32 protein-coding genes are annotated in these 25061 nt (G+C 65.3%); 7 read left to right on the top strand and 25 right to left on the bottom strand.

The features are described 5' to 3' along the window. Positions 1-13 precede the first annotated feature (13 nt). The 18 genes from rpsQ to GQY20_RS03775 all read right to left on the bottom strand — a co-directional run bounded on the left by rpsQ (position 14) and on the right by GQY20_RS03775 (position 12004). Positions 14-259, bottom strand: coding sequence for a 30S ribosomal protein S17 (gene rpsQ / locus GQY20_RS03860; RefSeq protein WP_157215686.1), 246 nt, complete (start codon positions 257-259; stop codon positions 14-16). 13 nt (positions 260-272) lie between these two features. Beyond that, on the bottom strand, positions 273-476 hold the full coding sequence (gene rpmC, locus GQY20_RS03855; RefSeq protein WP_157215685.1) for a 50S ribosomal protein L29: 204 nt from the start codon (positions 474-476) through the stop codon (positions 273-275). A 1-nt stretch (position 477) separates the two neighbouring features. Continuing rightward, positions 478-909: a 50S ribosomal protein L16 gene (gene rplP / locus GQY20_RS03850; protein WP_157215684.1), complete on the bottom strand. Its 432-nt coding sequence runs from the start codon at positions 907-909 to the stop codon at positions 478-480. A 13-nt stretch (positions 910-922) separates the two neighbouring features. Then, positions 923-1618, bottom strand: a complete 696-nt coding sequence (rpsC, locus tag GQY20_RS03845; RefSeq protein ID WP_157215683.1) for a 30S ribosomal protein S3 — start codon at positions 1616-1618, stop codon at positions 923-925. 4 nt (positions 1619-1622) lie between these two features. Then, the gene (gene rplV / locus GQY20_RS03840) at positions 1623-2000 is read right to left on the bottom strand and encodes a 50S ribosomal protein L22 (protein WP_157215682.1); all 378 of its coding nucleotides are present in this window, start codon (positions 1998-2000) and stop codon (positions 1623-1625) included. After that, a complete protein-coding gene (gene rpsS / locus GQY20_RS03835; protein WP_157215681.1) occupies positions 2000-2275 on the bottom strand; it encodes a 30S ribosomal protein S19 in 276 nt (91 codons plus the stop codon). The genes rplV and rpsS overlap by 1 nt, the downstream gene beginning before the upstream one ends. Before the next feature lie 2 nt (positions 2276-2277). Further along, positions 2278-3114, bottom strand: a complete 837-nt coding sequence (gene rplB / locus GQY20_RS03830; protein WP_157215680.1) for a 50S ribosomal protein L2 — start codon at positions 3112-3114, stop codon at positions 2278-2280. Between the two features lie 4 nt (positions 3115-3118). Continuing rightward, positions 3119-3433 carry a 50S ribosomal protein L23 gene (locus tag GQY20_RS03825; RefSeq protein WP_157215679.1) on the bottom strand — a complete coding sequence of 105 codons (315 nt, stop codon included), beginning with the start codon at positions 3431-3433 and terminating at the stop codon, positions 3119-3121. Then, positions 3426-4052, bottom strand: a complete 627-nt coding sequence (gene rplD / locus GQY20_RS03820; protein WP_157215678.1) for a 50S ribosomal protein L4 — start codon at positions 4050-4052, stop codon at positions 3426-3428. The genes GQY20_RS03825 and rplD overlap by 8 nt, the downstream gene beginning before the upstream one ends. 3 nt (positions 4053-4055) lie before the next feature. Beyond that, positions 4056-4811 carry a 50S ribosomal protein L3 gene (gene rplC, locus GQY20_RS03815; protein ID WP_157215677.1) on the bottom strand — a complete coding sequence of 252 codons (756 nt, stop codon included), beginning with the start codon at positions 4809-4811 and terminating at the stop codon, positions 4056-4058. Positions 4812-5089: 278 nt separating this feature from the next. Then, complete coding sequence (gene rpsJ, locus GQY20_RS03810) at positions 5090-5401, bottom strand: 30S ribosomal protein S10 (RefSeq protein WP_011952197.1); 312 nt, start codon at positions 5399-5401, stop codon at positions 5090-5092. 93 nt (positions 5402-5494) lie between these two features. Beyond that, positions 5495-6685, bottom strand: coding sequence for an elongation factor Tu (gene tuf / locus GQY20_RS03805; RefSeq protein ID WP_157215676.1), 1191 nt, complete (start codon positions 6683-6685; stop codon positions 5495-5497). A 49-nt stretch (positions 6686-6734) separates the two neighbouring features. After that, positions 6735-8807 carry an elongation factor G gene (fusA, locus tag GQY20_RS03800; protein ID WP_157215675.1) on the bottom strand — a complete coding sequence of 691 codons (2073 nt, stop codon included), beginning with the start codon at positions 8805-8807 and terminating at the stop codon, positions 6735-6737. A 63-nt stretch (positions 8808-8870) separates the two neighbouring features. Beyond that, positions 8871-9341, bottom strand: coding sequence for a 30S ribosomal protein S7 (gene rpsG, locus GQY20_RS03795; protein WP_157215674.1), 471 nt, complete (start codon positions 9339-9341; stop codon positions 8871-8873). Positions 9342-9353: 12 nt separating this feature from the next. Further along, positions 9354-9725, bottom strand: a complete 372-nt coding sequence (gene rpsL, locus GQY20_RS03790) for a 30S ribosomal protein S12 (RefSeq protein ID WP_069206815.1) — start codon at positions 9723-9725, stop codon at positions 9354-9356. 252 nt (positions 9726-9977) lie between these two features. After that, complete coding sequence (locus GQY20_RS03785) at positions 9978-10781, bottom strand: DODA-type extradiol aromatic ring-opening family dioxygenase (RefSeq protein WP_157215673.1); 804 nt, start codon at positions 10779-10781, stop codon at positions 9978-9980. Positions 10782-10906: 125 nt separating this feature from the next. Further along, positions 10907-11524, bottom strand: a complete 618-nt coding sequence (locus GQY20_RS03780; RefSeq protein ID WP_157215672.1) for a phosphatase PAP2 family protein — start codon at positions 11522-11524, stop codon at positions 10907-10909. Positions 11525-11527: 3 nt separating this feature from the next. Then, on the bottom strand, positions 11528-12004 hold the full coding sequence (locus tag GQY20_RS03775) for an MAPEG family protein (RefSeq protein ID WP_232475873.1): 477 nt from the start codon (positions 12002-12004) through the stop codon (positions 11528-11530). 32 nt (positions 12005-12036) lie between these two features. Between GQY20_RS03775 and GQY20_RS03770 the strand changes: the two genes are divergently transcribed. Beyond that, the gene (locus GQY20_RS03770; RefSeq protein ID WP_157215670.1) at positions 12037-12492 is read left to right on the top strand and encodes a GFA family protein; all 456 of its coding nucleotides are present in this window, start codon (positions 12037-12039) and stop codon (positions 12490-12492) included. A 225-nt stretch (positions 12493-12717) separates the two neighbouring features. On the opposite strand, the gene lpdA is transcribed toward GQY20_RS03770, so the two are convergent. From lpdA to GQY20_RS03755, 3 genes are read right to left on the bottom strand one after another with little or no spacing between them, the layout of a single operon-like run. After that, positions 12718-14115, bottom strand: a complete 1398-nt coding sequence (gene lpdA / locus GQY20_RS03765) for a dihydrolipoyl dehydrogenase (protein WP_157215669.1) — start codon at positions 14113-14115, stop codon at positions 12718-12720. A 52-nt stretch (positions 14116-14167) separates the two neighbouring features. Next, positions 14168-14563, bottom strand: coding sequence for an acyl-CoA thioesterase (locus tag GQY20_RS03760; protein ID WP_157215668.1), 396 nt, complete (start codon positions 14561-14563; stop codon positions 14168-14170). Between the two features lie 19 nt (positions 14564-14582). Continuing rightward, positions 14583-15884, bottom strand: a complete 1302-nt coding sequence (locus GQY20_RS03755) for a pyruvate dehydrogenase complex dihydrolipoamide acetyltransferase (RefSeq protein WP_157215667.1) — start codon at positions 15882-15884, stop codon at positions 14583-14585. Between the two features lie 140 nt (positions 15885-16024). On the opposite strand from GQY20_RS03755, the gene GQY20_RS03750 reads away from it, so the two are divergent. Further along, positions 16025-16477: a universal stress protein gene (locus tag GQY20_RS03750; RefSeq protein ID WP_157215666.1), complete on the top strand. Its 453-nt coding sequence runs from the start codon at positions 16025-16027 to the stop codon at positions 16475-16477. Between the two features lie 131 nt (positions 16478-16608). Here the strand turns inward: GQY20_RS03750 and GQY20_RS03745 are convergent, their stop codons facing one another. From GQY20_RS03745 to GQY20_RS03730, 4 genes are all read right to left on the bottom strand, one after another. Beyond that, positions 16609-17499, bottom strand: a complete 891-nt coding sequence (locus GQY20_RS03745; protein ID WP_157215665.1) for an RcnB family protein — start codon at positions 17497-17499, stop codon at positions 16609-16611. Positions 17500-17655: 156 nt separating this feature from the next. Next, positions 17656-18147 (bottom strand): GAF domain-containing protein, encoded by a 492-nt coding sequence (locus GQY20_RS03740; RefSeq protein WP_157215664.1) that lies wholly within the window; start codon positions 18145-18147, stop codon positions 17656-17658. 111 nt (positions 18148-18258) lie between these two features. Next, entirely contained in the window at positions 18259-18681 is a 423-nt protein-coding gene (arfB, locus tag GQY20_RS03735) for an alternative ribosome rescue aminoacyl-tRNA hydrolase ArfB (RefSeq protein ID WP_157215663.1), read from the bottom strand. Positions 18682-18750: 69 nt separating this feature from the next. Beyond that, positions 18751-19425: an RluA family pseudouridine synthase gene (locus GQY20_RS03730; protein ID WP_157216154.1), complete on the bottom strand. Its 675-nt coding sequence runs from the start codon at positions 19423-19425 to the stop codon at positions 18751-18753. A 189-nt stretch (positions 19426-19614) separates the two neighbouring features. Here GQY20_RS03730 and ctrA point away from each other — a divergent pair, with 189 nt between their 5' ends. The 5 genes from ctrA (at position 19615) to GQY20_RS03705 (ending at position 25034) form a co-directional block, all read left to right on the top strand. Then, a complete protein-coding gene (gene ctrA, locus GQY20_RS03725) occupies positions 19615-20316 on the top strand; it encodes a response regulator transcription factor CtrA (RefSeq protein ID WP_157215662.1) in 702 nt (233 codons plus the stop codon). A 353-nt stretch (positions 20317-20669) separates the two neighbouring features. Continuing rightward, a complete protein-coding gene (locus tag GQY20_RS03720; RefSeq protein ID WP_157215661.1) occupies positions 20670-22118 on the top strand; it encodes a circularly permuted type 2 ATP-grasp protein in 1449 nt (482 codons plus the stop codon). 107 nt (positions 22119-22225) lie between these two features. Continuing rightward, on the top strand, positions 22226-23158 hold the full coding sequence (locus tag GQY20_RS03715; protein WP_157215660.1) for an alpha-E domain-containing protein: 933 nt from the start codon (positions 22226-22228) through the stop codon (positions 23156-23158). An 11-nt stretch (positions 23159-23169) separates the two neighbouring features. Beyond that, entirely contained in the window at positions 23170-23994 is an 825-nt protein-coding gene (locus tag GQY20_RS03710; protein ID WP_157215659.1) for a transglutaminase family protein, read from the top strand. Between the two features lie 68 nt (positions 23995-24062). Then, positions 24063-25034: a 2-hydroxyacid dehydrogenase gene (locus GQY20_RS03705; protein WP_157215658.1), complete on the top strand. Its 972-nt coding sequence runs from the start codon at positions 24063-24065 to the stop codon at positions 25032-25034. The last annotated feature ends 27 nt before the right edge of the window (positions 25035-25061 follow it).

The following is a 25061-nucleotide window of genomic DNA, read 5'->3' as shown; positions in this document are numbered from 1 at the left end:
GTTCAGTCCTCCTTCAGGCGGCTGCAGTGGTCTTGTCCAGGACGCGCCACGTCTTCAGCTTCGAGATCGGCGCGCATTCCTCGATGCGGACGGTCTCGCCTTCCTTGAAGACGTTGCCCTCGTCATGGGCATGATATTTCTTCGAACGGCGGATGATCTTGCCGTAGAGCGGGTGCTTCACCTTGCGCTCGACCAGCACCACCACCGTCTTGTCGGTCTTGTCGGAGACCACCGTTCCCGTCAGCACACGCTTCGGCATCGTGCGATCCTCCTTACTTGCCCGCTTGAGACGCGCGCTGCGTCTGAAGCGTCTTGATCTGCGCGATCGTACGGCGGACGACACGAACCCGGCTCGGCTTTTCGAGCTGGTTGGTCGCGGCCTGGAAGCGCAGGTTGAACTGCTCGCGCTTGAGCTCGCCGAGCTGGGTCGCGAGCTCATCGTCGGTCTTGGCGACCAGATCCGAATAAATGCTCATGTCAGGCGGCCTCGTGCACGGACTCGCCCAGGCGGGCGACGACCTTGGTCTTGATCGGCAGCTTCTCCATCGCGCGCTCGAAAGCGACGCGGGCGAGCGGACCGGGCACGCCGTCCAGCTCGAACAGGATGCGGCCGGGCTTCACGCGGGCGACCCAGAATTCGGGCGCGCCCTTACCGGAGCCCATGCGAACCTCGGCGGGCTTCGACGAGACCGGCACGTCCGGGAAGATGCGGATCCAGAGGCGACCCTGGCGCTTGATATGACGCGTGATCGCGCGGCGGGCCGCCTCGATCTGGCGGGCGGTGATCCGATCCGGCTCCAGCGCCTTCAGGCCGAACGCGCCGAAGTTCAGCGCGGTGCCGCCCTTGGCGTCGCCGTGGATGCGGCCCTTATGGGCCTTGCGGAATTTGGTGCGCTTCGGTTGCAGCATTGTCCTGTTCCTATCAGCGCGCCGGGCGGACGCCGGAGGTTTGAGCCTCCATCATCAGCCGGTCCTGCGCGAGGGGATCGTGGCCGAGAATCTCGCCCTTGAAGATCCACACCTTGATGCCGCAGACGCCATAGGCGGTGTGCGCCTCGGCCTCGGCATAATCGACGTTCGCGCGGAGCGTGTGCAGCGGCACGCGGCCCTCGCGATACCACTCGGTCCGGGCGATCTCAGCGCCGCCGAGACGGCCGGCGCAGGTGATCCGGATGCCCTCGGCGCCGAGACGCAGCGCCGACTGCACCGCGCGCTTCATCGCGCGACGGAAGGCGATGCGGCGCTCGAGCTGGTCGGCGACGCCCTGGGCAACGAGCTTCGCGTCGATCTCCGGCTTGCGGATCTCGACGATGTTGAGGCTGACGTCCGAGGTCGTCATCTTGCCGAGCGCGCGGCGCAGCTTCTCGATGTCCGCGCCCTTCTTGCCGATGATCACGCCAGGGCGCGCGGCATAGATGGAGATGCGGCACAGCTTTGCCGGACGCTCGATCACCACCTTCGAGATGGCGGCTTGCGGGATCGACTTCATGATGTGCTGGCGGATCTTGAGATCCTCGAGCAGCAGGCGGCCATAGTCCTGGCCATCCGCATACCAGCGGCTGTCCCAGGTGCGGTTGATCTGCAACCGCATGCCGATCGGGTTTGACTTCTGACCCATGATCTTATGCCTCTTCCTGCTCGCGCACGACCACGCGGATCCGCGAGAACGGCTTCACGATGCGCGTGGAGCGGCCGCGGGCGCGGGTCGCGAAACGCTTCATCGAGATCGACTTGCCGACCGACGCTTCCTTCACGACGAGCGCGTCGACATCGAGATTGTGGTTGTTCTCGGCATTGGCGATCGCCGAAGCGAGCACCTTGCGCACGTCCACCGCCATCGCCTTCTTGGAGAAGGTGAGAATGTTCAGTGCGTCGCCGGCTTTCTTGCCGCGGATCAGGCCCGCGACGAGATTGAGCTTATAGGCCGAACCGCGCACGGTGGTCGCGACCGCCAGCGCTTCCTTTTCGCCGACCTTGCGGGGGGATGCAGGCTTGCTCATCAGCGCTTGCCCTTCTTGTCCGCGGCGTGGCCGGGGAAGTAGCGCGTCGGCGCGAATTCACCCAGCTTCATGCCGACCATGTCCTCATTGACCGTCACCGGCACGAACTTGCGGCCGTTGTAGACGTTGAAGGTCAGGCCGACGAACTGCGGCAGGATCGTGGAACGACGCGACCAGGTCTTGATCGGCGCGCGGCCATTGGCTTCCTGCGCGGTCTCCGCCTTCCGCAGAAGGTGCAGGTCGACGAACGGACCTTTCCAGACGGAACGGGCCATGATTACCTCTTCTTCTTCGCGTGGCGCGAACGGATGATAAACTTGTCCGTCGCCTTGTTGTGGCGGGTGCGCGCACCCTTAGTCGGCTTGCCCCAGGGGGTCACCGGATGACGGCCGCCCGAGGTCCGGCCCTCACCACCGCCATGGGGATGGTCGACCGGGTTCTTGGCGACGCCGCGGGTGAGCGGACGCTTGCCGAGCCAGCGGTTACGGCCGGCCTTGGCGAGGTTCTGGTTGGCGTTGTCGGGGTTCGACACCGCGCCCACCGTCGCCATGCAGTCCGAACGGACATAGCGCTGCTCGCCCGAGTTCAGGCGAACCATCACCATGCCCTTGTCGCGGCCGACGATCTGCACATAAGTGCCCGCCGCGCGCGCCAGCTGGCCGCCCTTGCCGGGCTTCAGCTCGACATTGTGGACGATCGTACCGACCGGCGCCTGGCCGATCTCCATCGCGTTACCCGGCTTGACGTCGGTCTTCTTGCCCGCGACCACCTGATCGCCGACGCCGAGGCGCTGCGGCGCGATGATGTAGGCGAGCTCGCCATCCTCATACTTCACCAGCGCGATGAACGCCGAACGGTTGGGGTCATATTCCAGACGCTCGACAGTCGCGGGCTGATCCCACTTGCGGCGCTTGAAGTCGACGATGCGATACTTCTGCTTGTGGCCGCCCGCGATGCCGCGCGCCGTGGCGTGGCCCTGGTTGTTGCGGCCGCCGGACTTGCGCTTGCCTTCGGTCAGCGCCTTGACCGGCTTGCCCTTCCACAGCGCCGACTTGTCGACGAGTATGAGGCCGCGGCGGGCCGGGCTCGTCGGGTTATAATGCTTGAGCGCCATGGCGTCAGATCCCCGTCGTCACGTCGATCGACTGACCTTCGGCCAGCGTCACGATCGCTTTCTTCACGTCCGTGCGCGTGTAGGGCTGCCCCTTCCAGCGCTTCGTCTTGCCCTTCTGGACGATCGTGTTGACGCCCGTCACCGTGACGCTGAACAGCGCCTCGACGGCCGCCTTGATCTCGGGCTTGGTCGCGTCGCCCGCGACCTTGAAGACGACCGCGTTATGCTCGCTGAGCAGCGTCGACTTCTCGGTGATGTGCGGGGCCAGCACCACGTCATAGTGGCGGATGGCAACCGCTTCCTGCTTCTTCTTAGCCATTGAGCCGCGCCTCCAGAGTCTCGACCGACGCGCGCGTCAGGACGAGAGTCTCGTGCTTGAGGATGTCGTAAACATTGGCGCCGATCACCGGCAGCAGGTTCACCGACTTCAGGTTGGACGAAGCGAGGGCGAAGGGGCTCTCCACCGCCGCATTGTCGATGACGAGCGCGCTCTTGCCGAAGCCGAGCGCCGCGATCTGAGCCGCCAGCGCCTTGGTCTTCAGATCCGCGCCGTCCAGCGCCTCGACGATGATGAGCTTGCCGTCCTTCGCCTTGGCGGACAGCGCCATCTTCAGGCCGAGCTTGCGTACCTTCTTGTTCAGCGACGGGTTGAAGTCGCGAACGCGGGCACCGTGAGCCTTACCGCCGCCGACGAACACCGGAGCGCGGCGGTCGCCGTGACGGGCAGCACCGCCGCCCTTCTGGCGGCCAAGCTTCTTGCCCGAACGGGCGACGTCCGCACGCTCGCGCGTTCCGCGAGCGGTGCCGCGGCGCTTCTCGAGCTGCCAGGTGACGACGCGATGGAGGATATCCGCACGCGGCTCCAGACCGAAAATGTCGTCGGCGAGCTCGACGTCTCCGGACGTCTGCGCGTCGAGGGTCTTGACCTCGATCTTCATGGCTTAGCCCTCCTGGCCTTCGGTGGCTTCCGGAGCTTCGGCCGCAGGGGCCGGCGTCTCGGCGGGAGCGCTGTTGCTGTTGGCGGCGGCCTTGATGCCCGCCGGATAGGGCGCATCGGCAGGACGAGCCACTTTCACGGCGTCCTTGACGAGCAGCCAGCCCCCCTTGGAGCCGGGCACCGAACCCTTGATGAAGAGCAGGCCGCGCTCCGCGTCGGTCTGGACGATTTCCAGATTCTGCTGCGTGCGCTGGCGATCGCCCATATGGCCGGCCATCTTCTTGTTCTTGAAGACCTTGCCCGGATCCTGGCGGTTGCCGGTCGAACCATGCGAACGGTGTGAGACCGAGACGCCGTGGGTCGCGCGCAGACCGCCGAAGCCCCAGCGCTTCATGGCGCCGGCGAAGCCCTTGCCCTGCGTCTGCCCGGACACGTCGACCAGCTGGCCCGCGACGAAATGGTCGGCGGAGATCTCCGCGCCCACGTCCAGCAGACCGTCCTCATCGACGCGGAATTCCGCGATGAAAGCCTTGGGCTCCACCTCGGCCTTGCCGAAATGGCCGCGCTGCGGCTTGGCGACATTCTTCGCCTTCGCGGTGCCGGCGCCGAGCTGCACAGCGACATAACCGTCGCGATCCGCTTCGCGGCGCGCCACCACCTGAACATTGTCGAGCTGCAGGACGGTTACGGGCACATGGCGCCCGTCTTCCTGAAACAGCCGGGTCATCCCCATTTTCTTCGCGATCACGCCAGTGCGCATGATCTGGTTCCTTTCTTTCAGAGGCTCGCCGCTTCCCGTTTCCGGTCACCCGCGAGCGTGACAATGAAAAAGCCCCCCAGCCGATTCGGTCGGGGAGCTGGCCCAAAAGTACAAGTGCCCCCGTCAGGGCCAGTTTTCCGCTTCGTCATAAAGCGAAAGACGGGGACTCAGGCGCCAGCATGCTGGCCGGTATCCCTGCTCTTCCATCGATCCGGAACCGAACGAATCGATCCGGAACGACAACGCCGGGACGAATCATCCCGGCAGGAGGCGGCCTGTTAGGCCAATTTGATCTCGACATCAACACCCGCTGCGAGATCGAGCTTCATAAGAGCGTCGACGGTCTGCGGGGTGGGCTGGACGATGTCCAGGAGGCGCTTGTAGGTGCGCACTTCGAACTGCTCGCGCGACTTCTTGTCGATATGCGGGCCACGGTTGACCGTGAATTTTTCGATGCGCGTCGGGAGGGGAATGGGACCGCGAATCAGCGCGCCGGTACGGCGGGCAGTGTCGGCGATATCGCCGGTGGCCTGATCGAGCACACGATGATCGAACGCCTTCAGGCGAATACGGATATTCTGCGTTTCCATTTTCTCTACCGATGCGAAAGAGCCGAGCCCCGAGGGCGGGGCGAAAAAATACCGGCGGGCCCTTACGAGAGCCCGCCGGCATTTGCAACCAAATTACTTCGTGATCGTGGCGACCACGCCCGCGCCGACCGTACGGCCGCCTTCGCGGATGGCGAAGCGGAGGCCCTGGTCCATCGCGATCGGGGCGATGAGCTTCACGCCGAGCTGCACATTGTCGCCAGGCATCACCATCTCGGTGCCCTCGGGCAGCGTCACTTCGCCGGTCACGTCCGTGGTGCGGAAGTAGAACTGCGGACGATAGTTGGCGAAGAACGGCGTGTGACGGCCACCCTCGTCCTTCGACAGGACGTAGACCTCGGCCTTGAACTCAGTGTGCGGGGTGATCGAGCCCGGCTTGGCCAGAACCTGGCCGCGCTCGACCTCTTCACGGCCCACGCCGCGGATAAGCGCGCCGATGTTGTCGCCGGCCTGACCCTGATCGAGCAGCTTGCGGAACATCTCGACGCCGGTGACGACGGTCTTGCGGGTATCCTTGATGCCGACGATCTCGACTTCCTCGCCGACCTTCACGACGCCCGACTCGACGCGGCCGGTGACGACCGTGCCGCGACCGGAGATCGAGAACACGTCTTCGATCGGCATCAGGAACGGACGATCGAGCGGACGCTCCGGCTGCGGAATCCAGCTGTCGACCGCCTGCATGAGCTTCAGGATCGCGTCATGGCCGATCTCCGGGGTCTTGCCCTCGAGTGCGGCGACGGCCGAACCGGCGACGATCGGAATATTGTCGCCGTCGAAGTCATACTTGGAGAGAAGCTCGCGGATCTCCAGCTCGACGAGCTCGAGAATCTCGGGATCGTCGACCAGGTCGACCTTGTTCATGAACACGACGAGCTGGGGCACGCCGACCTGGCGGGCGAGCAGGATGTGCTCGCGGGTCTGCGGCATCGGGCCGTCGGTGGCGGACACCACCAGGATGGCGCCGTCCATCTGCGCCGCGCCGGTGATCATGTTCTTCACATAGTCGGCGTGGCCCGGGCAGTCGACGTGCGCGTAGTGACGGTCGGCGGTCTCATACTCGACGTGAGCGGTCGAGATGGTGATACCGCGCTCGCGCTCTTCCGGAGCCTTGTCGATGTTCGCATAGTCGACGAACGTCGCGCCGCCGGTCTCGGCGAGAACCTTGGTGATGGCGGCCGTGAGCGACGTCTTGCCGTGATCGACGTGCCCGATGGTGCCGATGTTGCAGTGCGGCTTGGTCCGCTCGAATTTAGCCTTGGCCATGTGACTAACCCTCGTTCTTTCTGTGCGTGCTGTTACTGTCTGTTACGAATTAAGCAAGCTTCGCCTTGACTTCTTCCGCCACATTGGCCGGCACTTCGTCATAGTGCGAGAACTGCATCGTGTATTGTGCCCGGCCCTGGGTGAACGAGCGGAGCTGGTTCACATAGCCGAACATGTTCGCCAGCGGTACCATGGCCTCGACGACCTGGGCATTGCCCCGGCTGTCGGTTCCCTGGATCTGGCCGCGGCGGCTGTTGAGGTCGCCGATCACATCGCCCAGATAGTCCTCGGGCGTCACCACCTCGACCTTCATGATCGGTTCGAGGAGCTTGATACCGGCCTTCTGCGCCGCTTCGCGCATCGCGCCCCGGCCGGTGATTTCGAAAGCGAGCGCCGACGAGTCGACGTCGTGATACTTACCGTCGATCAGGTGCACGGCGAAATCGATGATCGGGAAGCCGATCAGCGAACCCGACTCCGCGGTTTCCCGCATACCCTTCTCGACCGACGGGATATATTCACGCGGAATGTTGCCGCCCTTGATCTCGTCGATGAACTGAAAGCCCGAGCCACGCTCGCCGGGAACGAGCTTGACCTTCACCTCGCCGAACTGGCCCGAGCCGCCCGACTGCTTCTTATGAGTGTAGGTCAGCTCGACCGGCTTCGCGAGATATTCGCGATACGCCACCTGCGGCGCGCCGACATTCGCCTCGACCTTGAACTCGCGCTTCATGCGATCGACCAGAATCTCGAGATGGAGCTCGCCCATGCCCTTGATGATCGTCTGGCCCGATTCATGGTCGGTCGAGACGCGGAAGGACGGATCCTCCGCGGCCAGCCGATTGAGGGCGACGCCCATCTTCTCCTGATCCGCCTTGGTCTTCGGCTCGACCGAAAGCTCGATGACGGGATCCGGGAACTCCATGCGCTCCAGAATGATCGGCGCGGACGGCGCGCAGAGCGTGTCGCCAGTGGTCGTCTCCTTGAGACCAGCCAGAGCCACGATGTCGCCGGCATAGGCTTCGTCGATGTCCTCGCGGCTGTTCGCATGCATCAGCAGCATGCGGCCGATCTTTTCCTTCTTGTCCTTCACCGAGTTCAGGTACGTGCCCTTCTCCAGCTTGCCGGAGTAGATGCGCGCGAAGGTGAGCGAGCCGACGAACGGATCGTTCATGATCTTGAACGCGAGCGCAGAGAGCGGCGCGGTGTCGTCGGCCGGGCGCGTGTCCGGCGTTTCGCCATCGAGCTTCACGCCCTGCACGGCCGGAATGTCGAGCGGGCTGGGCAGATAATCGACGACGGCGTCGAGCAGGGGCTGCACGCCCTTGTTCTTGAACGCCGAGCCGCAAAGCACCGGCACGAAGGAGAAGTTCAGCGTGCCCTTGCGGATCAGCTTCTTCAGCGTGTCCGCATCAGGCTCCGTACCCTCGAAGAAGGCTTCCATCGCGGCATCGTCCTGCTCGACGGCAGCCTCGATGAGCGCCAGCCGAGCGACTTCGGCCTCATCCTTCAGATCGTCGGGGATGTCCTGATATTCGAACTTCGCGCCGAGCGATTCCTCGAGCCAGATGATCGCGCGGTTGTTCACCAGATCGACCAGCCCCTTGAAGCCGCCTTCGATGCCGATCGGCAGATAGAGCACGAGCGGACGGGCGCCCAGGCGGTCGCGGATCATGTCGACGCACATATGGAAGTTGGCGCCTGTGCGGTCGAGCTTGTTGACGAAGCACATCCGCGGTACCTTGTACTTCTCCGCCTGGCGCCACACCGTTTCGGATTGCGGCTCCACGCCGGCGACGCCGTCGAAGCAGGCGACCGCGCCGTCCAGAACGCGCAGCGAACGCTCGACCTCGATGGTGAAATCCACGTGGCCGGGCGTGTCGATGATGTTGATGCGGTGGTCGTTCCAGAAGCAGGTCGTCGCGGCGGACGTGATCGTGATCCCGCGCTCCTGCTCCTGCTCCATCCAGTCCATCGTCGCGGTGCCCTCATGGACCTCGCCGATCTTGTAGGACTTGCCGGTGTAGTAGAGGATACGCTCGGTCGTGGTCGTCTTGCCGGCATCGATGTGCGCCATGATGCCGATGTTGCGATACTTCTCGAGCGGATGGCTGCGGGCCATGATCTGAACTCCGATGTCGGGAAGGGGCAGAAGCGCCCGTTCCCGACTATATGGTGATGAAAGTTACCAGCGGTAGTGCGAGAACGCCCGGTTGGCCTCGGCCATGCGGTGCGTATCCTCGCGCTTCTTCACCGCGTTGCCGCGGTTGTTCGAGGCATCCATCAGCTCGCCCGACAGGCGCGCCGACATTGTGTTCTCCGAACGGTTGCGGGCGGCGGTGATGAGCCAGCGGATAGCGAGCGCCTGACTGCGGTCCGGACGGACCTCGACCGGCACCTGATAGGTCGCACCGCCAACGCGGCGGCTGCGGACCTCGATGCCCGGCTTCACATTGTTGAGGGCGTCATGAAAGACCTGGATCGGATCCTTCTTGGATCGCGCCTCGACGGTGTCGAGCGCGCCATAGACGATGCTCTCCGCGACGGATTTCTTACCGTCGAGCATGACGCTGTTCATGAACTTGCTGAGCACGATATCCCCGAACTTCGGATCGGGGAGGATTTCGCGCTTCTCGGGACGACGACGACGAGCCATTGTCTCTGATCCTTACTTCGGCCGCTTGGCGCCGTATTTCGAACGGCTCTGCTTGCGGTCCTTAACACCCTGGGTATCGAGCACGCCGCGCAGGACGTGGTAGCGCACGCCGGGAAGGTCGCGCACACGGCCGCCGCGGATGAGCACCACCGAGTGCTCCTGCAGATTGTGGCCTTCGCCCGGAATGTAGCTGATCACTTCGCGCTGATTGGTCAGGCGGACCTTGGCCACCTTGCGCAGCGCCGAGTTCGGCTTCTTCGGAGTCGTCGTATAGACGCGGGTGCAAACACCGCGCTTCTGCGGGTTAGCCTCCATCGCAGGGACCTTGGATTTGGCCTTCTGCGGGTCGCGGCCCTTGCGGACCAGCTGGTTGATCGTCGGCATGAAGCCCTTCACCTTTTCAAGTTACTTTACCGCTATGCGCTCGCCCTTGCGGGAAATGCAGAAAACCCCGGCGGCCAGCATTGGCCCCCCAGGCCTTCACGCACATCGGCAATGTCCAAGCTCTGCCCGCAGTCGAATCGGCACAGGGCGAACGCCCATTACCGGCTCGCGAGCAGGGGCGGCCTATAGCGTTGGAACAGGAGGGGGTCAACGGTTAGAGTCGACCCCATTTCCTCCGTTTTCCGGGCTGGTTCAGCCGAAGCGGAAGGCCGACACGGTGGCGATCATCACCTGATCGGAGAAGATCTTCTCACCCTTTTCCCCTGCGGCAGCGCCGGCTGCGACCATCAGCGGCAGCAGATGCTCCTCGCGCGGGTGGCTCGGCCGACCCTCCGGCGTCTCTTCCCAATGGGCCAGCTTGCGCCAGCGGTCAGCGGGATCCGGCGACTCGACGGCATCGGTCAGCCACTGGTCGAAACGCGCGGAAACACCCGCGGCGCCCGGCGTGTTGTAGCCGCGCATATTGTGGTAGCTCATCCCCGAGCCGACGATCAGGATCCCCTCCTCGCGCAGCGCGGCCAGCGCGCGGCCGACCGCCAGATGCTCCTCCGGATCCATGTTGGTGCGCAGCGACAGCGGCACCACCGGGATGTCTGCGTCCGGAAAGGCGAGCAGGAAGGGAATGAAGACCCCGTGATCGAAGCCGCGATCCGTGGAGATCGCGGCAGGCAGGCCAGCCTCGGCAATCAGCTGACGCACCCGCTCGGCCAGTTCCGGGCTGCCCGGTGCCGGATAGCTCAGCTGATAGGTGTGCGGCGGGAAGCCGTAATAATCGAAGATCATCTCGGGCTTGGACACGGAGGCGACGGTATAGGCCTTCTCCTCCCAATGGCCGGAGATGACGACGATGCCCTTCGGCTTTTCGGGCAGGCCGTCGGCCAGGCTGCGCAGCCAGGCACCCATCTTGTCCCAGGTATCGGCCGGTCCCATCGTCCAATCCATGAAGAAGCACGGGCCGCCGCCGTGCGGGATGAACAGGGTCGGCTGGGTCGTCATCTGTCACTCCTCCACGCCGCGCCCCGCGCGGCTTGCAATCGATTCGGGGAGAAGATGGCGGCGGCGGGAACAGTTTCCAATGGGTCGCTGCGCACTGTTCCCTGCCCGCCAACATTTTGGGCGCGTCAGATCATCCGGCGCCGGGCCAGCGCGAAGCAGAGGATGAGCCAGCCAGAGCCGATGCACCAGCCGGCGAGCACGTCGGTCGGCCAGTGCACCGCAAGGACGAGGCGCGACACGCCGGTGAAAAAGGCGACGGTACCCGCCGTGACCAGCGCCGTCAGACGATGCCGCGGCGCGGCGAAGAGGATGGCGATCGCGCCGAAGACGATCGTCGCGTTCGAGGCATGCGCGCTGGGAAAGCTGAACGAGTGCACCGCGTCGAGATGCGGCAGCAGCAGGGGCCGCGGACGCTGGACGACATCCTTGATCGCCTCGACCAGCAGCGCCCCGGTGGCACAGGTGACGATCAGCATCGCCGCGGCACGCGCCCGCCCGCGGGCGACGAGGATACCGGCAGCGATCAGGATCATGATCACGCGCGGCAGCACGCTCGCCGCCTCGGTCAAACCGCGCATCGCCGCGAACCAGAGCGCCCAGCGCCCGTCGCGCGGCGAGAGGACGCGCAGCAGGCCGGCATCGAAGCCGGCCGCGATACCGGAGATGCCGAGCCAGCCGATGAAGCCGCCCAGCAGAATCAGCGACAGGGCGGCGACCAGCCGCCTGACGGGAAGATCCACCATCGCTCAGCCCGCCGCCGCCAGATCGACCGCGAACCCGATCCACATCGCAGAAAGCACCATGCAAGACAGGAGATAGGCGAGAAAGCGGCGCGGCACCTGCTTCACCACGACATGTTCTATGCTGTGCCAGATGCGCAACAGCACATAAGCCCAGGCGAGCATGAGCTGGATGCGATTGGCGTGGTGAGTAACGATCAGCAGCGGCACCAGCGCGAAATAGAGCACCGGCATCTCGAACAGGTTGCGCAGATTGTTCGCAGGCATCTCCACGGGCTGGAAATAGCGCAGCGCCGCCTCGCCGGTGGCGAAATCCTCCGGGGTGGGCGGCGAACGGCGCAGCAACGCGCCGCGCTGCGCGAACAGGACGATCCACACCGCGAAGACGAGCCCCACGAGCAGCAGGGTCGGCCAGAGAATATCCTTGATCATCATCGCCCGTTTCTCCTCGTCCCCGACGACGGGATTGGGCGATAAGGCCATCATCTGTCCAGTCCGGAGAGAGGAGCCCGAAGATGACCGCCGCCCCCACGCTGCCGGCCGAAGGCGGCTGCCGCTGCGGCGCGATCCGCGTCCGGATCAGCGCGCCGCCGCTGCTCACCGCTGCCTGCCACTGCACCGGCTGCCAGCGCATGACCGCCAGCGCCTTCTCGATCACCGTCACCGTGCCGACACAGGGCTTCGAGCTGCTCCAGGGCGAACCGGTGATCGGCGGCCTGCATGGCGAGCAGATCCACCATTTCCACTGCGATTATTGCAAGAGCTGGGTCTTCACCCGCGTCGAGCCCGACATGGGTTTCGTCAACGTCCGTGCGACGATGCTCGACGATGCGAGCTGGTTCGAGCCGTTCGCCGAATTCTGGACGAGCGAGAAGCTGGCCTGGGCGAACCTCCCCGTGGTGCACAGCTTCGAGACGCAACCGGCGATCGAGGAGTTCGGGCCGCTGGTGGCGGACTATATGGGGCGGTGATTTTTCTTATCCTCCCTCGCAGGAGGGCGACTGGATTCACACATCGGTTTGGCCGCGTTTTCCGACGTCATCCTGACGGAAGTCAGGATCCATTAGCCGCAGCGTCGCGCCTTATCGGCAACGCTGCGGTTAATGGATCCCGGATCAAGTCCGGGATGACGAAGAAGAAAAAGGTACAGCGGGACGATGTGTGAATGCCGTAGCGCAGGGGGAGGATGAGGAAGTCTAGAAATGCAGCGCGCGGCCATAGGCGCTGAGCACGCTCTCATGCATCATCTCGCTGAGCGTGGGATGCGCGAAGATGGTGTGGATCAGCTCCTCCTCGGTGGTCTCGAGCTCGCGCGCGATGACATAGCCCTGGATCAGCTCGGTCACCTCGGCGCCCACCATGTGCGCGCCGAGCAGCTCGCCAGTGGTCTCGTCGAACACCGTCTTGATGAAACCCTCCGCCTCGCCGAGCGCGATCGCCTTGCCGTTGCCGATGAAGGGGAATTTGCCGACCTTCACCTTGCGGCCCGCTTCCTTGGCCTTGGCCTCGGTGAGGCCGACGCTGGCGACCTGCGGGCGCGCATAGGTGCAGCCGGGGATATTGTCCGTCTTCATCGGATGGACGCCCTTATAGCCGGCGATCGCCTCGGCCGCGACGACGCCCTCATGGCTCGCCTTGTGCGCCAGCCAGGGCGGCCCGGTGACGTCGCCGATCGCCCAGATGCCGTCCACATTGGTGCGGCCATAGGCATCGGTGTCGATATGGCCCCTGGTGGTCTTCACGCCCAGCGCCTCGAGCCCGATCTCCTCGGTATTGGGCACGATGCCGATCGCGACGATGGCATGGCTGAACGTCTCGGTCGAAACCTTGCCATCCTTGTCCTTGATCGCGGCCGTGACGCCCTTGGCGCCGGCTTCGAGCTTCTCGACGCCGGCCTTGGTCACGATCTTCATGCCCTGCTTGGTGAGCGCCTTGGTCATGAACTCGCTGATCTCGGCATCCTCGACCGGCAGGATGCGGTCCAGCATCTCGACGACCGTCACCTCGGCGCCCATGTCCGAATAGAAGGACGCGAACTCGACGCCGATCGCGCCCGATCCGATGACGAGCAGTCTGGTCGGCATCTCCTGCGGCACCATCGCGTGGCGATAGGTCCAGATCTTGTCTCCGTCGGCCTTGGCGAAGGGAAGATCGCGGGCGCGGGCGCCGGTGGCGACGATGATGTTCTTCGCCTCCAGGTTCACCGTCTTGTCGCCCTGCTTGACGCTGAGCTTGCCCTTGGCGGTGATGGTGCCGGTGCCTTCGACCACCGTCACCCTGTTCTTCTTCATCAGCCCCTTGACACCGGCATTGAGCTGCCCGGCGACCTTGCGGCTGCGCTCAACGATCTTGGCGAGATCGAAGCCCGGCTTCTCGACCGTCAGGCCGTAATCGGCGGCGTGCGTCATATAATGATAGATTTCGGACGTGCGCAGCAGTGCCTTGGTGGGGATGCAGCCCCAGTTGAGGCAGATGCCGCCGAGCCGCTCGCGCTCGACGATGGCGGTCTTGAGCCCGAGCTGGGCGGCACGGATGGCGGCAACATAGCCGCCCGGTCCCGATCCGAGGACGATGAGATCGTAGGTATCGGCCATGCTTTTCGTCTTTCCCTCGAGGTGTTCTGTATATTCCGAGTCCCGCCGGCACTCAGGCCAAAGGCGGGACGCTGCGTGGCTGGCGATCCTCGCCGATCGCGACGAAGGTGAAATCCGCCTTCGTGACGCGGTAGGAGCGATCGTCGTGGCGCGTGCGCCGCCAGGCCTCGACCGCGATCTTCATCGACGTATTGCCCACCGAGATGAGCTCGGCGAAGACCGAGACCTCGTCGCCGACGACGACGGGGCGCAGGAACGCCATGCCGTCGACCGCGATGGTGACGGCACGGCCCTTGCTGTGGCGCGCGGCGACCGAGCCGGCCGCCGAGTCCATCAGGCTCATCAGCCAGCCGCCGAAGATGTCGCCATAAGGGTTGGTATCCGCCGGCATCGCGATGATCCGGACCGCAGGTTCCCGTGCCGGCGGCGCTTCATTGATGACGGGCATAGGGCGCGCCTTTCGCGGATCAGGCCAGCATTCCCAGCGGATTTTCGACCAGCCGCTTGAAGGCGGCCATCAGCCGGGCGCCGTCCGCGCCGTCGATCGCGCGATGATCGAAGCTGCCGGTGGCGCTCATCACCGTCGCCACGGTCAGCTCGTCCTTCACCACATAGGGCCGCTTCTCGCCCGCGCCGATCGCCAGGATCATCGCCTGCGGCGGATTGATCACCGCCTCGAACTGCTTGATGCCCATCATGCCCATGTTGGAGAGGCTGGCGGTGCCGCCCTGATATTCGGCCGGCTGGAGCTTGCCATCCTTCGCGCGCTCGGCGAGATCCTTCATCTCGGTGGCGATGGCCGACAGGCTCTTGGTGTCCGCACCTGCCACGATCGGCGTGATCAGGCCGCCCGGGATCGAAACCGCGACCGAGACGTCGGCCCGGCTGTATTTGATCAGCGTGTCGCCGCCGAAGGAGACGTTGCACTCCGGCACCTCGATCAGCGCGACGCCGAGCGCCTTGATCAGCATATCGTTGACCGACAGCTTGACGCCGCGCGCTTCGAGAGCGGCATTGAGCTCGCCGCGGAGCTTCAGCAGCGCATCGAGCCGCACGTCGACGGTGAGGTAGATGTGCGGGATCTGCTGCTTGGATTCGGTGAGACGGCGCGCGATCGTCTTGCGCATATTGCTGAGCTTGACGATCTCGTGGGGAATGTCGCCGGGCTCGACCGGCGCGGGAGCGGGCGCGGTCTTCGGGGCCGCAGCAGCCGGCACCTCGGCCGCCTTCGCTTCCACCGTCCCGGCGGCTTCGACAGGCGTCCCCTCGATATCCGCCTTCACTATGCGACCATGCGGGCCGGAGCCGCTGATCCCGGCAAGGTCGATGCCCTGCTGCGCCGCCAGCCGGCGAGCAAGCGGGCTCGCCTTGATCCGGTCGCCATCGGCATGCACGGGCGGAGGCGCCTTGGCGCTGACTTCGGGCTCGGGTTGCGGCGCCGGCTTGGCCGCGGTTTTCGGGGCGGCATCGGCTTTCGGCTCGGGCTTGGCTTCGGCCTTCGGGGCCGGCGCGGCGGAAGCGTCCTCATCCTCGCCGGCGATGATCGCGATCACGTCGCCGACCTTCACGCCGTCCGTTCCTTCGGCGACGACGATCTTGCTGATCGTGCCCTCGTCGACCGCTTCGAACTCCATCGTCGCCTTGTCGGTTTCGATCTCGGCAAGCAGGTCGCCGGACTTTACCGTGTCGCCCTCCTTCACCAGCCATTTTGCGAGAGTGCCCTCCTCCATGGTCGGCGAGAGGGCAGGCATCTTCAGTTCGATGGGCATGGGGTGTCCTTCGGAGCTTTTCCGCGGGGGGAGGATGGCCCTTCCAATCTTACATCGTGGGTCGCGCGGTCAAGGCCGCCGCTTGCGAAGCTGCGAGGGATGACGCACATCCTGTCGGCATAACAGGGAGGGACGGTGCGGTGCGCACCTATTTGGTGGTGATCGACGAGAGCGACGAAGCGCGGGTCGCCTTGCGGTTCGCGGCGCGGCGCGCGGCGAAGACCGGCGGCGCGGTCGAGATCGTGGCGCTGGTGGCGCCGCCCGAGTTCGTCCAGTGGGGCGGCGTGCAGGCGGCAATGGAGGAAGAGGCGCAGCTGCGCGCCGAAGCGCTGGTGGCGCAGGTGGCCGGCGAGCTGATCGACGAGACGGGCCTGCGTCCCTCGATTACCGTCCAGCAGGGCGAGCCGGTTGCGATCGTGCGAAAGATTTTGAAGGAACGGCCGGAAACTGCGGCGCTGGTGCTCGGCGCGGCGGCGGACGGGCCGGGTCCGCTCGTCGTCCACTTCGCCGGTGCCGCGGCGGGGACGATGCCCTGCCCCGTGATGATCATTCCCGGATCGCTGAGCGACGAGGCGCTCGACCGCCTGAGTTAACAGATTCCGATATCGCGATTTCCCAGCCAGCAGGCGAGTCTACCCGCTTTGAAATCGCTCAAAGGCCGGCGCCGGGACGCGGCGATCGACGATCCCGGCGCGAACCGGGATCGTCTCCCCCCACAATCAGCTCACCGATAGCAGGTGCAGGCGCGGGCCCGCGGACGCCACTTGCGCGCCGGCCGCTTCACATAGACGGTCTTTTCCTCGACGACCGTCCGGGTCGTGGTGGTAACCACCGGCTGACTCTGGACGATGATGGTCGTCGTCGTGCCGGGTGCGACATAGACGGTGCTGCCAGACGGATAGCGGCCGCCCCAGGTCACCTGATCGTCATAGCCAGGGCCGTCGTCATAGCCCGGCCCTGGACCGGCATAGTCGGAAACCGGGCCGCGATCGTAGCCATCCCAGTCGAGCCCCGGGACGCTATCGGCAACCAGACCGTCAGGGCCGACCAGCACTGCGTCGTCATAATAGCGCACCCAATTCTGGCCGTAGCCGGGCGCGGGCAGCCCATAATAACCGTAGTCTGGGATGTAATAAGTGGGCGAGAGCCAGAAACTCGGCATGCGCCAGCCGCGGAACGGGCGATGATAGCCGCCGCCCCAATTGCCATGGCCGCCCCAGTTGCCGTGACCGCCGCTCCAGCCGCCACCGCCCTGCCAGCCGCCGCCGTGCCAACCGCCATTGCCGGGGCGCGGCCCGCCATTGCCGCCCTGCCAGCCGCCATTGCCGGGATGCGGACCATTACCGCCTTGCCAGCCCGCCGGCGTGCCCGGCCGCGGGCCACCCGGAGCGCCGGGGTGCCAGCCACCCTGCGTCCAGCCGCCCGGCCGGCCTTGCGGCGCCTGCAAGCCATAATTGGGCACACCGCCCCAATGTGGCGCCGGCCGAGGTGCCGGCGGCGCGACCATGGGCGCAGGCGCTGAACGCATGCCACCGGAGGGACCATTGGCCGCCGGCGCCGCCACGGGAAGCGCCGCGAGCATCGCAGCCATTCCCAGAAGAGCACGGGTTCGCATGGATAACCTCCCTGTCCGACGCACAGCACCCCGCGGACGCGGGATACATCATGGTATACGTCAGATTAACATTTCTGGTTCCACGCCGCTACACACGCAAAAGCGCGGCCATGTCCCGTTCTGGTGCAGCGAATTGAAGCAGGTTCGGAGCCGGCGTCAGCCGGCGATGCGCGGCCCAAGCAAAGCCATCAGCGCCGCGCAACCCACGGCGTCTTCCGCATCGAAACGGCCGGGATGCGGGCTATCGAGATCGAGTACGCCGATCAGCCGCCCTTCGACGACGATCGGCACGACCAGTTCCGACGCCGATGCCGCATCGCAAGCGATGTGGCCGGGAAAGGCATGGACGTCCGCCACCACCTGCACCTCTCGCGTGGCCGCAGCGGCGCCGCAGACGCCCTGACCGAACGGGATGCGGATGCACGCGGCCTTGCCCTGGAACGGGCCGAGCACGAGTTCATCGTCCGCGACCGCGCGATAGAAGCCCGCCCAGTTGATGTCAGGCAGATATTCCCAGAGCAGCGCGGCGGCATTGGCCATGTTGGCGATCGCATCCGGCTCGCCCGCGGTCAGCCCACCCAGTGCGGCATGGAGATCGCGATAGAAAGCTGGTTTGTCCGCCGTCGCGGCGAGATCGAACTCGAACATGCTGCCTTTCCTTTGCTCGGGAGCGCGGGTCTCGGACGCGTCCGGCGGCGATATGGGCTCAGGCGGCCCGTTCCGCCAGCCGCCTCGCCGGCGCAAGCGGTTCTCCGCCGGTCATTCGCGAACCTTCGACCGACCGGCCTTGACCGCCGCACGCTTCGCCTTGCCCTCCACGCGCCGCTGCTGGGACGCCCTGGTCGGTTTCGTCGGGCGGCGCTTCTTCGGGATGAAGGTCGCCTCCCTGATCAGCGTGATCAGGCGTTCGCGCACCTCCTGGCGATTGATCAACTGCGATCGTGCACCCTCGCTGCGCAGGACGAGGACGCCTTCGCGGGTGAGCCGCGAGCCCGCCAGCACCGCGAGACGCTGCTTAACGGCATCAGGCAGGTTCGGCGAATTCGCCACGTCGAAGCGCAGCATGACGGCGCTGTCCGTCGTGTTGACATGCTGCCCGCCAGGCCCGGACGACCGGGCGAATGTCTCGACAAGCTCATCGCTGTCGATCGAGATCGAACGGGTGACGGGAATCGCAACCATGTCCGCGGCTTAGCGCAAGTAACCGGAGCGGACCAAGCGGATCGACGCAAGGACCCGCGGTACGGCGGATCAGGCGTCGGCTTCGAGTGTCCGCGGCAAAGCGAAGCCCAGCGCTGCGAAGCGTTCCGGCAGCGGTGCCTCGGCTGCGACCGACGCCTTGCCCTCGCGGGCGAGATGCAGCTTCCAGGCGTGCAGCAGGGTCGGCCCGCTTCCACCGCCATAGATCGGATCGCCGCAAACCGGCAGACCGAGGCCGGTCGCCGCATGCACGCGAATCTGATGGGTCCGCCCGGTGAGCAGCCCGAACTCGACGAGCGAACGGCCGCCTTGCTCTGCCAACACGCGCCACTGCGTACGCGCAGGCTTGCCCTTGGCATCGACGATCATCCGCCAGCCTGATTCGCGCGTCGAAACCTTGTGCAGGGGCAGCTCGATCAGCCCCTCGCGATCGGCCGGCACACCTTCCAACACGGCGAGATAGGTTTTTTCCACCTCGCCCGACTCGAACGCAGCCGCGAAGCGCTTGTGCGCCTTGGGCGTACGCGCCAGCAGCAGGCAGCCCGAGGTGTCGCGATCCAGCCGGTGGACCGCGCTCGGCCAGCGCTTGAATCCGAATCGCAGAGCGTCCAGATGATTCTCCAGGCTGAGCGATCCGTCACGCACGGGCGTGACGGGCAGGCCCGACGGCTTGTCGATCACCATCGCCTCGGCGTCGATGAACAGGATGCGGTCCGCAAGAAGCATCGTGCGCATATGGATCTGGTGCGGCTTTTGCGCAACGCGACCGTTGGTAACGAATCTTAAGAAAGCGTGCCCGCCAGTTAACCCCCGTTTAACCTTTTGCGTTCACATCTGAAATGGTTAATGACGTGTCTCGACAGTTTGTGCCTGTCTGGTTAGGCATGAGTTGTCCGTTGACAGGGGATATGCCAGATGCGTGTGCTGCTGATCGAAGACGAGCCGACCACCGCGAAGAGCATCGAGCTCATGCTCTCTGCCGAGGGCTTCAACGTCTACACGACGGACCTGGGGGAAGAGGGGCTCGACCTGGGTAAGCTCTATGATTACGACATCATCTGCCTGGATCTGAATCTCCCGGATATGCACGGCTACGACGTGCTGAAGAAGCTGCGCGTCGCCAAGGTGCAGACGCCGGTTCTGATCCTCTCGGGCATTTCCGAAATGGACTCCAAGGTCCGCGCGCTCGGTTTCGGCGCGGACGATTATGTCACCAAGCCGTTTCACCGCGAAGAGCTGGTGGCGCGCATCCATGCGGTGGTCCGTCGTTCCAAGGGCCACAGCCAATCGGTGATTCGCACAGGCAAGCTGGCCGTCAACCTCGATGCCAAGACGGTGGAGGTCGATGGAGCCCGCGTCCACCTGACCGGCAAGGAATATGCGATGCTGGAGCTGCTCTCGCTCCGCAAGGGCACGACGCTCACCAAGGAGATGTTCCTGAACCATCTCTATGGCGGGATGGACGAACCCGAACTCAAGATCATCGACGTGTTCATCTGCAAGCTGCGCAAGAAGCTGAGCCTGGCCTGCGGCGGCGAAAACTATATCGAGACGGTCTGGGGCCGCGGCTATGTGCTGCGTGATCCCGACGAAGACGCGATGGCCCAGGTCGCCTGAGCCGACGCCAATGGCTTGATGCGGGGGTAAGGGCCGCCGGCGCGATGCCGGCGGCCCTTTCGTTTACCCGAACGAAAAGGCGCGGACTCGATCCCGCACGCCAATCGGGCAGCCGCACCGGGCAAGAGACGATATAGCGTGATGGACTGAGAAAATGTCCACGTCGCCGGGCTGTCCCGAGCCTGCGTGACGGACGCAACCGACCGTGCAACAATCCTGCCGGAAGGGCGTTGTGGCATTCCTGGGAGGAATCTCTGCCACGCCGAGAAATTCATGTGCTGCCCCTCTTGTGCGGCGCAGCAAAGCGTTGCAGTCTTTCCGACGAAGAAAAACCGCTACACAAAAAGGATCCTATGGCGGGCAGGCGCGCTTTCGACGAAGTCTGGGGCTCGGACAACGACCGGGCCGGGAGGCCCGAATTCGCCGAGCTCGCCCAATGGATCACGGAGACGCCGGCTACCGAGCTCGACCGACGGCAGAAGGCGGCGGAGGCCGCCTTCCGGCAGCTCGGCATCACCTTCGCCGTCTATGGCGAGGAAGAAGCCGCGGAGCGGATCATCCCCTTCGATATCGTGCCGCGTATCTTCACCGGCCGCGAATGGGCCAAGCTGTCCGAAGGGCTGGTACAGCGCGTGGAGGCGATCAACGCCTTCCTCGCCGACGTCTATGGCGAGCGGCGCATCCTGGCCGACGGGGTGCTGCCAGCGGAGCTCATCCTCGGCAATCCGCAGTTCCGCGCGATGCTTTCGGGAACGCGGCCGCCGCACGGCATCTACGCGCATATCTGCGGCATCGATCTCGTCCGCACCGGGCCGGACGAATTCTGGGTTCTGGAAGATAATGCGCGCACGCCGTCCGGCGTGTCCTACATGCTCGAGAATCGCGAGGCGATGCTGCGTCTCTGCCCCGAGCTGTTCGAGAAGTTCCCGGTTCGGCCCGTGGACGGCTATCCCGACGCGCTGCACGAGACGCTCCGCTCGGTAACGCCGCGCACCTCCAGCGATCCGGTGTGCGTGATCCTGACCCCCGGCCATTACAACAGCGCCTTTTACGAGCACAGCTTCCTGGCCGACCAGATCGGCATCGAGCTGGTCGAGGCGGCGGATCTGGAGGTGGACGACGACATCGTCTGGATGAAGACGATCGACGGGCGCGTCCGGGTGGACGTCATCTATCGCCGCATCGACGACGACTATATCGACCCGCTGGTCTTCAAGCCGGACTCGCTGCTGGGCGTGCCGGGCCTGATCGCCGCCTATATGGCCGGCAACGTCACCCTGGTGAACGCGCCGGGCACGGGCATCGCCGACGACAAGGCGATCTACAGCTACATGCCCGAGATCGTGAAATATTATTCTGGCGGCGAAGCGAAGCTGCCCAATGTCGAAACCTATCGCTGCCGCGAACCGCAGGCGTTGAAATATGTGCTCGACAATCTGGAGCAGCTCGTCGTCAAGCTGGTCGACGGATCGGGCGGCTACGGCATGCTCGTCGGCCCGACCGCGACGAAGCAGCAGATCGAGGATTTCCGCGCCGCGCTGATCGCCGAGCCCTATCGCTACATCGCGCAGCCGACGCTCGCCCTCTCCACGGTGCCGACCCTCACCGAGGCAGGCGTCGCGCCGCGCCACGTCGATTTCCGCCCCTTCGTGCTTTCCGGCGCGAACGGCGTGACGATCATTCCCGGCGGCCTCACCCGCGTCGCGCTGAAGGAAGGATCGCTGGTGGTGAATTCCAGCCAGGGCGGCGGCACCAAGGACAGCCTGATACTGGCGGACGGACCTGGGGGAGGCAGGCTTTGAGCTTCGGGGGGATTGTGAGAGCGAAAGCAGAAACGGTTCGGATGAGGAACGACCTATCTTCCAGTTCCGCCTGCCACGGGGCCCTGTTGCCGGGGGAGCGGCGCTAGATGCTCTCGCGCACTGCCGCCTCGCTCTACTGGCTCGGCCGTTATGTCGAGCGCGCCGAATTCACGGCACGGCTGATCGAGGCGACGCTGCGCCTCGATTCGCTGTCTCCCCGCCCCGCCGGTGCCGGCGCCTGGGCGAGCGCGCTTTCGGTCGCGGGCGGCGAGGAAGGTTTCGCCGCAACGGGCGACGCACTGACCGCGCCCAATGTCGCGCGCTACCTCACTCTCTCGCGCGAGAATCCGAGCTCGATCCGATCCTGCCTGGATATGGCGAGGATGAACGCGAAATCGGTGCGTACCGCGCTCAGCCGCGAGGCCTGGGAGGCTATCAATCGCGCATGGCTGGGTCTGCGCGATCGCTCCACCACGGGCGGCAGCCAATCCACGCTCAGCCTCGCCGAAGCGATCAAGGCGGAAGCGCGTGGTTTCGAAGGTGCGCTGCACCGCATGCTGCGCAACGAGAGCAACTGGTTCATCCGGCTGGGCATGGCGATCGAGCGCGGCGACAACACCGCGCGTCTGACCGACGTCAAATATCATCTGCTGCTGCCTGAGGGCGAGAAGATCGGCGGGCCGATCGACCGCGATCAGTGGACCACCATCCTCCACACCGTTTCGGCCGTCACCGCCTATCGCTGGCTCTATCGCGAAGGACTGAAGCCCTGGTTGGTCGCCGAACTGCTGATCAAGCGGTCCGAGCTGCCGCGCTCGATGGCGGCATCGGCGGACGAGACGGTAAACCTGCTCAACCTGCTCGGCAAACGCACCGGCCTGCAAGGCGAGGCGGACCGGCTGGCACGGCGGCGGCAGAGCGCGATCAGCGCGGTGACGACCGACAGGATCTTCGCGCAGGGCCTGCATGAATATCTGACCGAGTTCGTCAGCGAGAATGTCCGCCTGGATCAGGCGATCGCCAAGCAGTTCCGCTTCTGAAGGGACGGGCGATGCGACTCTACGTCCACCACCTCACCGAATATCGCTTCAGCGAACCGCAGGCGCGCCTCGTGCAGCTGCTGCGGCTGACGCCCGAATCCTTCATCGGCCAGAATGTCGTCGACTGGCGGATCGACGTCGACTGCAACGCCCGGCTGCGCAGCGGGCGCGACGGCTATGGCAACGAGACGACGATGCTCTACGTCGATGGACCGATCGACCGGATCAGCATCACGGTGAACGGATCGGTGCTGACCGAGAACAAAGCCGGCATGGTGCAGGGCGCGACCGAGACGCTGCCGCCCTTGCTCTACATGCAATCGACCCGGCTGACTACGGCCGACGAGGCGATCATCGATTTCGCGCGCGGTATCGAAGCCGAGGGCAACGACGCGCTGGACCGAATGCATCTGCTGATGGGCGCGCTGCACGAGCGGCTGACCTTCGATCCGGGCCGGCGGGATGCCACCCGCACCGCGATTGAGACGTTCAGCGAAAGCCATGGCGTGTGCCAGGATTTCGCGCACGTCTTCGTAGCGGCGGCGCGCGCCATCGGCATCCCCGCCCGCTACGTGTCAGGCCATTTCTACCGCGACGACGGCGCGGCTCTGCAGGAAGCGGCGCATGCCTGGGCCGAGGCCCATATCCCCGATTATGGCTGGATCGCGTTTGACGCATCCCACGATCATTGCCCGGACGATCGTTATATCCGCGTCGCCATCGGCCTCGACTATCGCGATGCCGCGCCGCTTTCCGGCAGCCGCATCGGCGGCGGCGTGGAGGAGCTGGACGTGGGCGTGCGCGTCGGCCTCTCCCAGAGCCAGACGCAGGGCTGAGCGCGCCGCACCTGGCGCGGGCCGAAATCGCACTCGCTTCGGGACAGAACCGGCGATAGCCCGGCAGCATGACCCAGCCAGACATCCTGATGACCGCTCCGATGCAACCCGCCGTGATCGCCGCGCTGGAGGCACGGTTCACGATGCATCGGCTATGGGAGGCACCGGATCCGGCCGCCTTCCTGCGTGAAATCGGCCCCAGCATCCGCGGCATGGCGACGAGCACGCTCTATGGCCGTGTCGATGCGGAGCTGATCGGCGCGCTGCGGCAGCTCGAGATCATCGCCAGCTTCGGCGTCGGCTACGATCAGATCGACGTCGCCGTGGCAGCCGAGCGGGGCGTGGTGGTGACCAACACGCCGGGCGTGCTCGACGAGGAGGTGGCGGACCTCGCCGTCGGGCTGCTGCTTGCCACCGTGCGGCAGATCCCGGCCGCCGAACGCTATCTGCGCGCCGGACGCTGGCTGCAGGGCAATTTCCCACTTTCGCCGACCCTGCGCGGACGCAAGATCGGCATCGTCGGGCTGGGTGCGATCGGCAAGGCGATCGCCCGCAGGCTGGCCGCTTTCGATGTCGCCATCGCCTATCATGGCCGCACCAAGCAGCCGGACATGCCCTATCCCTGGCATCCGACGCTGATCGGCCTTGCCCAGGCTTGCGACGTTCTGATCGTGATGGTGCCCGGCGGGGCGGCGACGCGGCACCTGATCGACCGGCCGGTGCTGCAGGCGCTCGGCCGCGACGGAATCCTGATCAATGTCGCGCGCGGCAGCGTGGTGGACGAAGACGCGCTGATCGAGGCACTGCGGAACGGCACCATCCTTACCGCAGGGCTCGACGTCTATAACGACGAGCCGCGCGTGCCGCAGGCGCTGATCGACACGGACCATGTCGTGCTGCTGCCGCATCTCGGCTCCGCCTCGGCCCATACGCGTGCGGCGATGGGCCAGCTCGTCGTCGACAATCTGGAGAGCTGGTTCGCTACCGGCCAGCCGCTCACCCCGGTTGCGGAGACTGCGCATCTGGTACCGGAGGCGTGAAGCGATAGGAATGCGGCACCAGCCGTA

Origin of the sequence: Flavisphingomonas formosensis, assembly GCF_009755815.1 — a bacterium.
GTDB lineage: Bacteria > Pseudomonadota > Alphaproteobacteria > Sphingomonadales > Sphingomonadaceae > Flavisphingomonas > Flavisphingomonas formosensis.
Note: the sequence above shows the minus strand (reverse complement) of the source record. Positions and strands in the feature narration are given on the sequence as shown.

Bases quoted from the DNA above. Each gene is read 5' to 3' on its own strand.
- rplV (WP_157215682.1), bottom strand. From the start codon at position 2,000: ATGAGCAAGCCTGCATCCCCCCGCAAGGTCGGCGAAAAGGAAGCGCTG.
- rpsJ (WP_011952197.1), bottom strand. From the start codon at position 5,401: ATGGAAACGCAGAATATCCGTATTCGCCTGAAGGCGTTCGATCATCGT.
- rpsC (WP_157215683.1), bottom strand. From the start codon at position 1,618: ATGGGTCAGAAGTCAAACCCGATCGGCATGCGGTTGCAGATCAACCGC.
- GQY20_RS03720 (WP_157215661.1), top strand. From the start codon at position 20,670: ATGGCGGGCAGGCGCGCTTTCGACGAAGTCTGGGGCTCGGACAACGAC.
- GQY20_RS03825 (WP_157215679.1), bottom strand. From the start codon at position 3,433: ATGGCTAAGAAGAAGCAGGAAGCGGTTGCCATCCGCCACTATGACGTG.
- ctrA (WP_157215662.1), top strand. From the start codon at position 19,615: ATGCGTGTGCTGCTGATCGAAGACGAGCCGACCACCGCGAAGAGCATC.
- arfB (WP_157215663.1), bottom strand. From the start codon at position 18,681: ATGGTTGCGATTCCCGTCACCCGTTCGATCTCGATCGACAGCGATGAG.
- rplB (WP_157215680.1), bottom strand. From the start codon at position 3,114: ATGGCGCTCAAGCATTATAACCCGACGAGCCCGGCCCGCCGCGGCCTC.
- lpdA (WP_157215669.1), bottom strand. From the start codon at position 14,115: ATGGCCGATACCTACGATCTCATCGTCCTCGGATCGGGACCGGGCGGC.
- rplC (WP_157215677.1), bottom strand. From the start codon at position 4,811: ATGCGCACTGGCGTGATCGCGAAGAAAATGGGGATGACCCGGCTGTTT.
- rpsG (WP_157215674.1), bottom strand. From the start codon at position 9,341: ATGGCTCGTCGTCGTCGTCCCGAGAAGCGCGAAATCCTCCCCGATCCG.
- GQY20_RS03780 (WP_157215672.1), bottom strand. From the start codon at position 11,524: ATGGTGGATCTTCCCGTCAGGCGGCTGGTCGCCGCCCTGTCGCTGATT.
- GQY20_RS03760 (WP_157215668.1), bottom strand. From the start codon at position 14,563: ATGCCCGTCATCAATGAAGCGCCGCCGGCACGGGAACCTGCGGTCCGG.
- GQY20_RS03710 (WP_157215659.1), top strand. From the start codon at position 23,170: ATGCGACTCTACGTCCACCACCTCACCGAATATCGCTTCAGCGAACCG.
- GQY20_RS03785 (WP_157215673.1), bottom strand. From the start codon at position 10,781: ATGACGACCCAGCCGACCCTGTTCATCCCGCACGGCGGCGGCCCGTGC.
- rpsS (WP_157215681.1), bottom strand. From the start codon at position 2,275: ATGGCCCGTTCCGTCTGGAAAGGTCCGTTCGTCGACCTGCACCTTCTG.
- GQY20_RS03770 (WP_157215670.1), top strand. From the start codon at position 12,037: ATGACCGCCGCCCCCACGCTGCCGGCCGAAGGCGGCTGCCGCTGCGGC.
- GQY20_RS03740 (WP_157215664.1), bottom strand. From the start codon at position 18,147: ATGTTCGAGTTCGATCTCGCCGCGACGGCGGACAAACCAGCTTTCTAT.
- fusA (WP_157215675.1), bottom strand. From the start codon at position 8,807: ATGGCCCGCAGCCATCCGCTCGAGAAGTATCGCAACATCGGCATCATG.
- rpmC (WP_157215685.1), bottom strand. From the start codon at position 476: ATGAGCATTTATTCGGATCTGGTCGCCAAGACCGACGATGAGCTCGCG.
- GQY20_RS03745 (WP_157215665.1), bottom strand. From the start codon at position 17,499: ATGCGAACCCGTGCTCTTCTGGGAATGGCTGCGATGCTCGCGGCGCTT.
- GQY20_RS03715 (WP_157215660.1), top strand. From the start codon at position 22,226: ATGCTCTCGCGCACTGCCGCCTCGCTCTACTGGCTCGGCCGTTATGTC.
- rpsL (WP_069206815.1), bottom strand. From the start codon at position 9,725: ATGCCGACGATCAACCAGCTGGTCCGCAAGGGCCGCGACCCGCAGAAG.
- tuf (WP_157215676.1), bottom strand. From the start codon at position 6,685: ATGGCCAAGGCTAAATTCGAGCGGACCAAGCCGCACTGCAACATCGGC.
- GQY20_RS03705 (WP_157215658.1), top strand. From the start codon at position 24,063: ATGACCCAGCCAGACATCCTGATGACCGCTCCGATGCAACCCGCCGTG.
- GQY20_RS03755 (WP_157215667.1), bottom strand. From the start codon at position 15,884: ATGCCCATCGAACTGAAGATGCCTGCCCTCTCGCCGACCATGGAGGAG.
- GQY20_RS03730 (WP_157216154.1), bottom strand. From the start codon at position 19,425: ATGCTTCTTGCGGACCGCATCCTGTTCATCGACGCCGAGGCGATGGTG.
- GQY20_RS03775 (WP_232475873.1), bottom strand. From the start codon at position 12,004: ATGGCCTTATCGCCCAATCCCGTCGTCGGGGACGAGGAGAAACGGGCG.
- rpsQ (WP_157215686.1), bottom strand. From the start codon at position 259: ATGCCGAAGCGTGTGCTGACGGGAACGGTGGTCTCCGACAAGACCGAC.
- rplD (WP_157215678.1), bottom strand. From the start codon at position 4,052: ATGAAGATCGAGGTCAAGACCCTCGACGCGCAGACGTCCGGAGACGTC.
- rplP (WP_157215684.1), bottom strand. From the start codon at position 909: ATGCTGCAACCGAAGCGCACCAAATTCCGCAAGGCCCATAAGGGCCGC.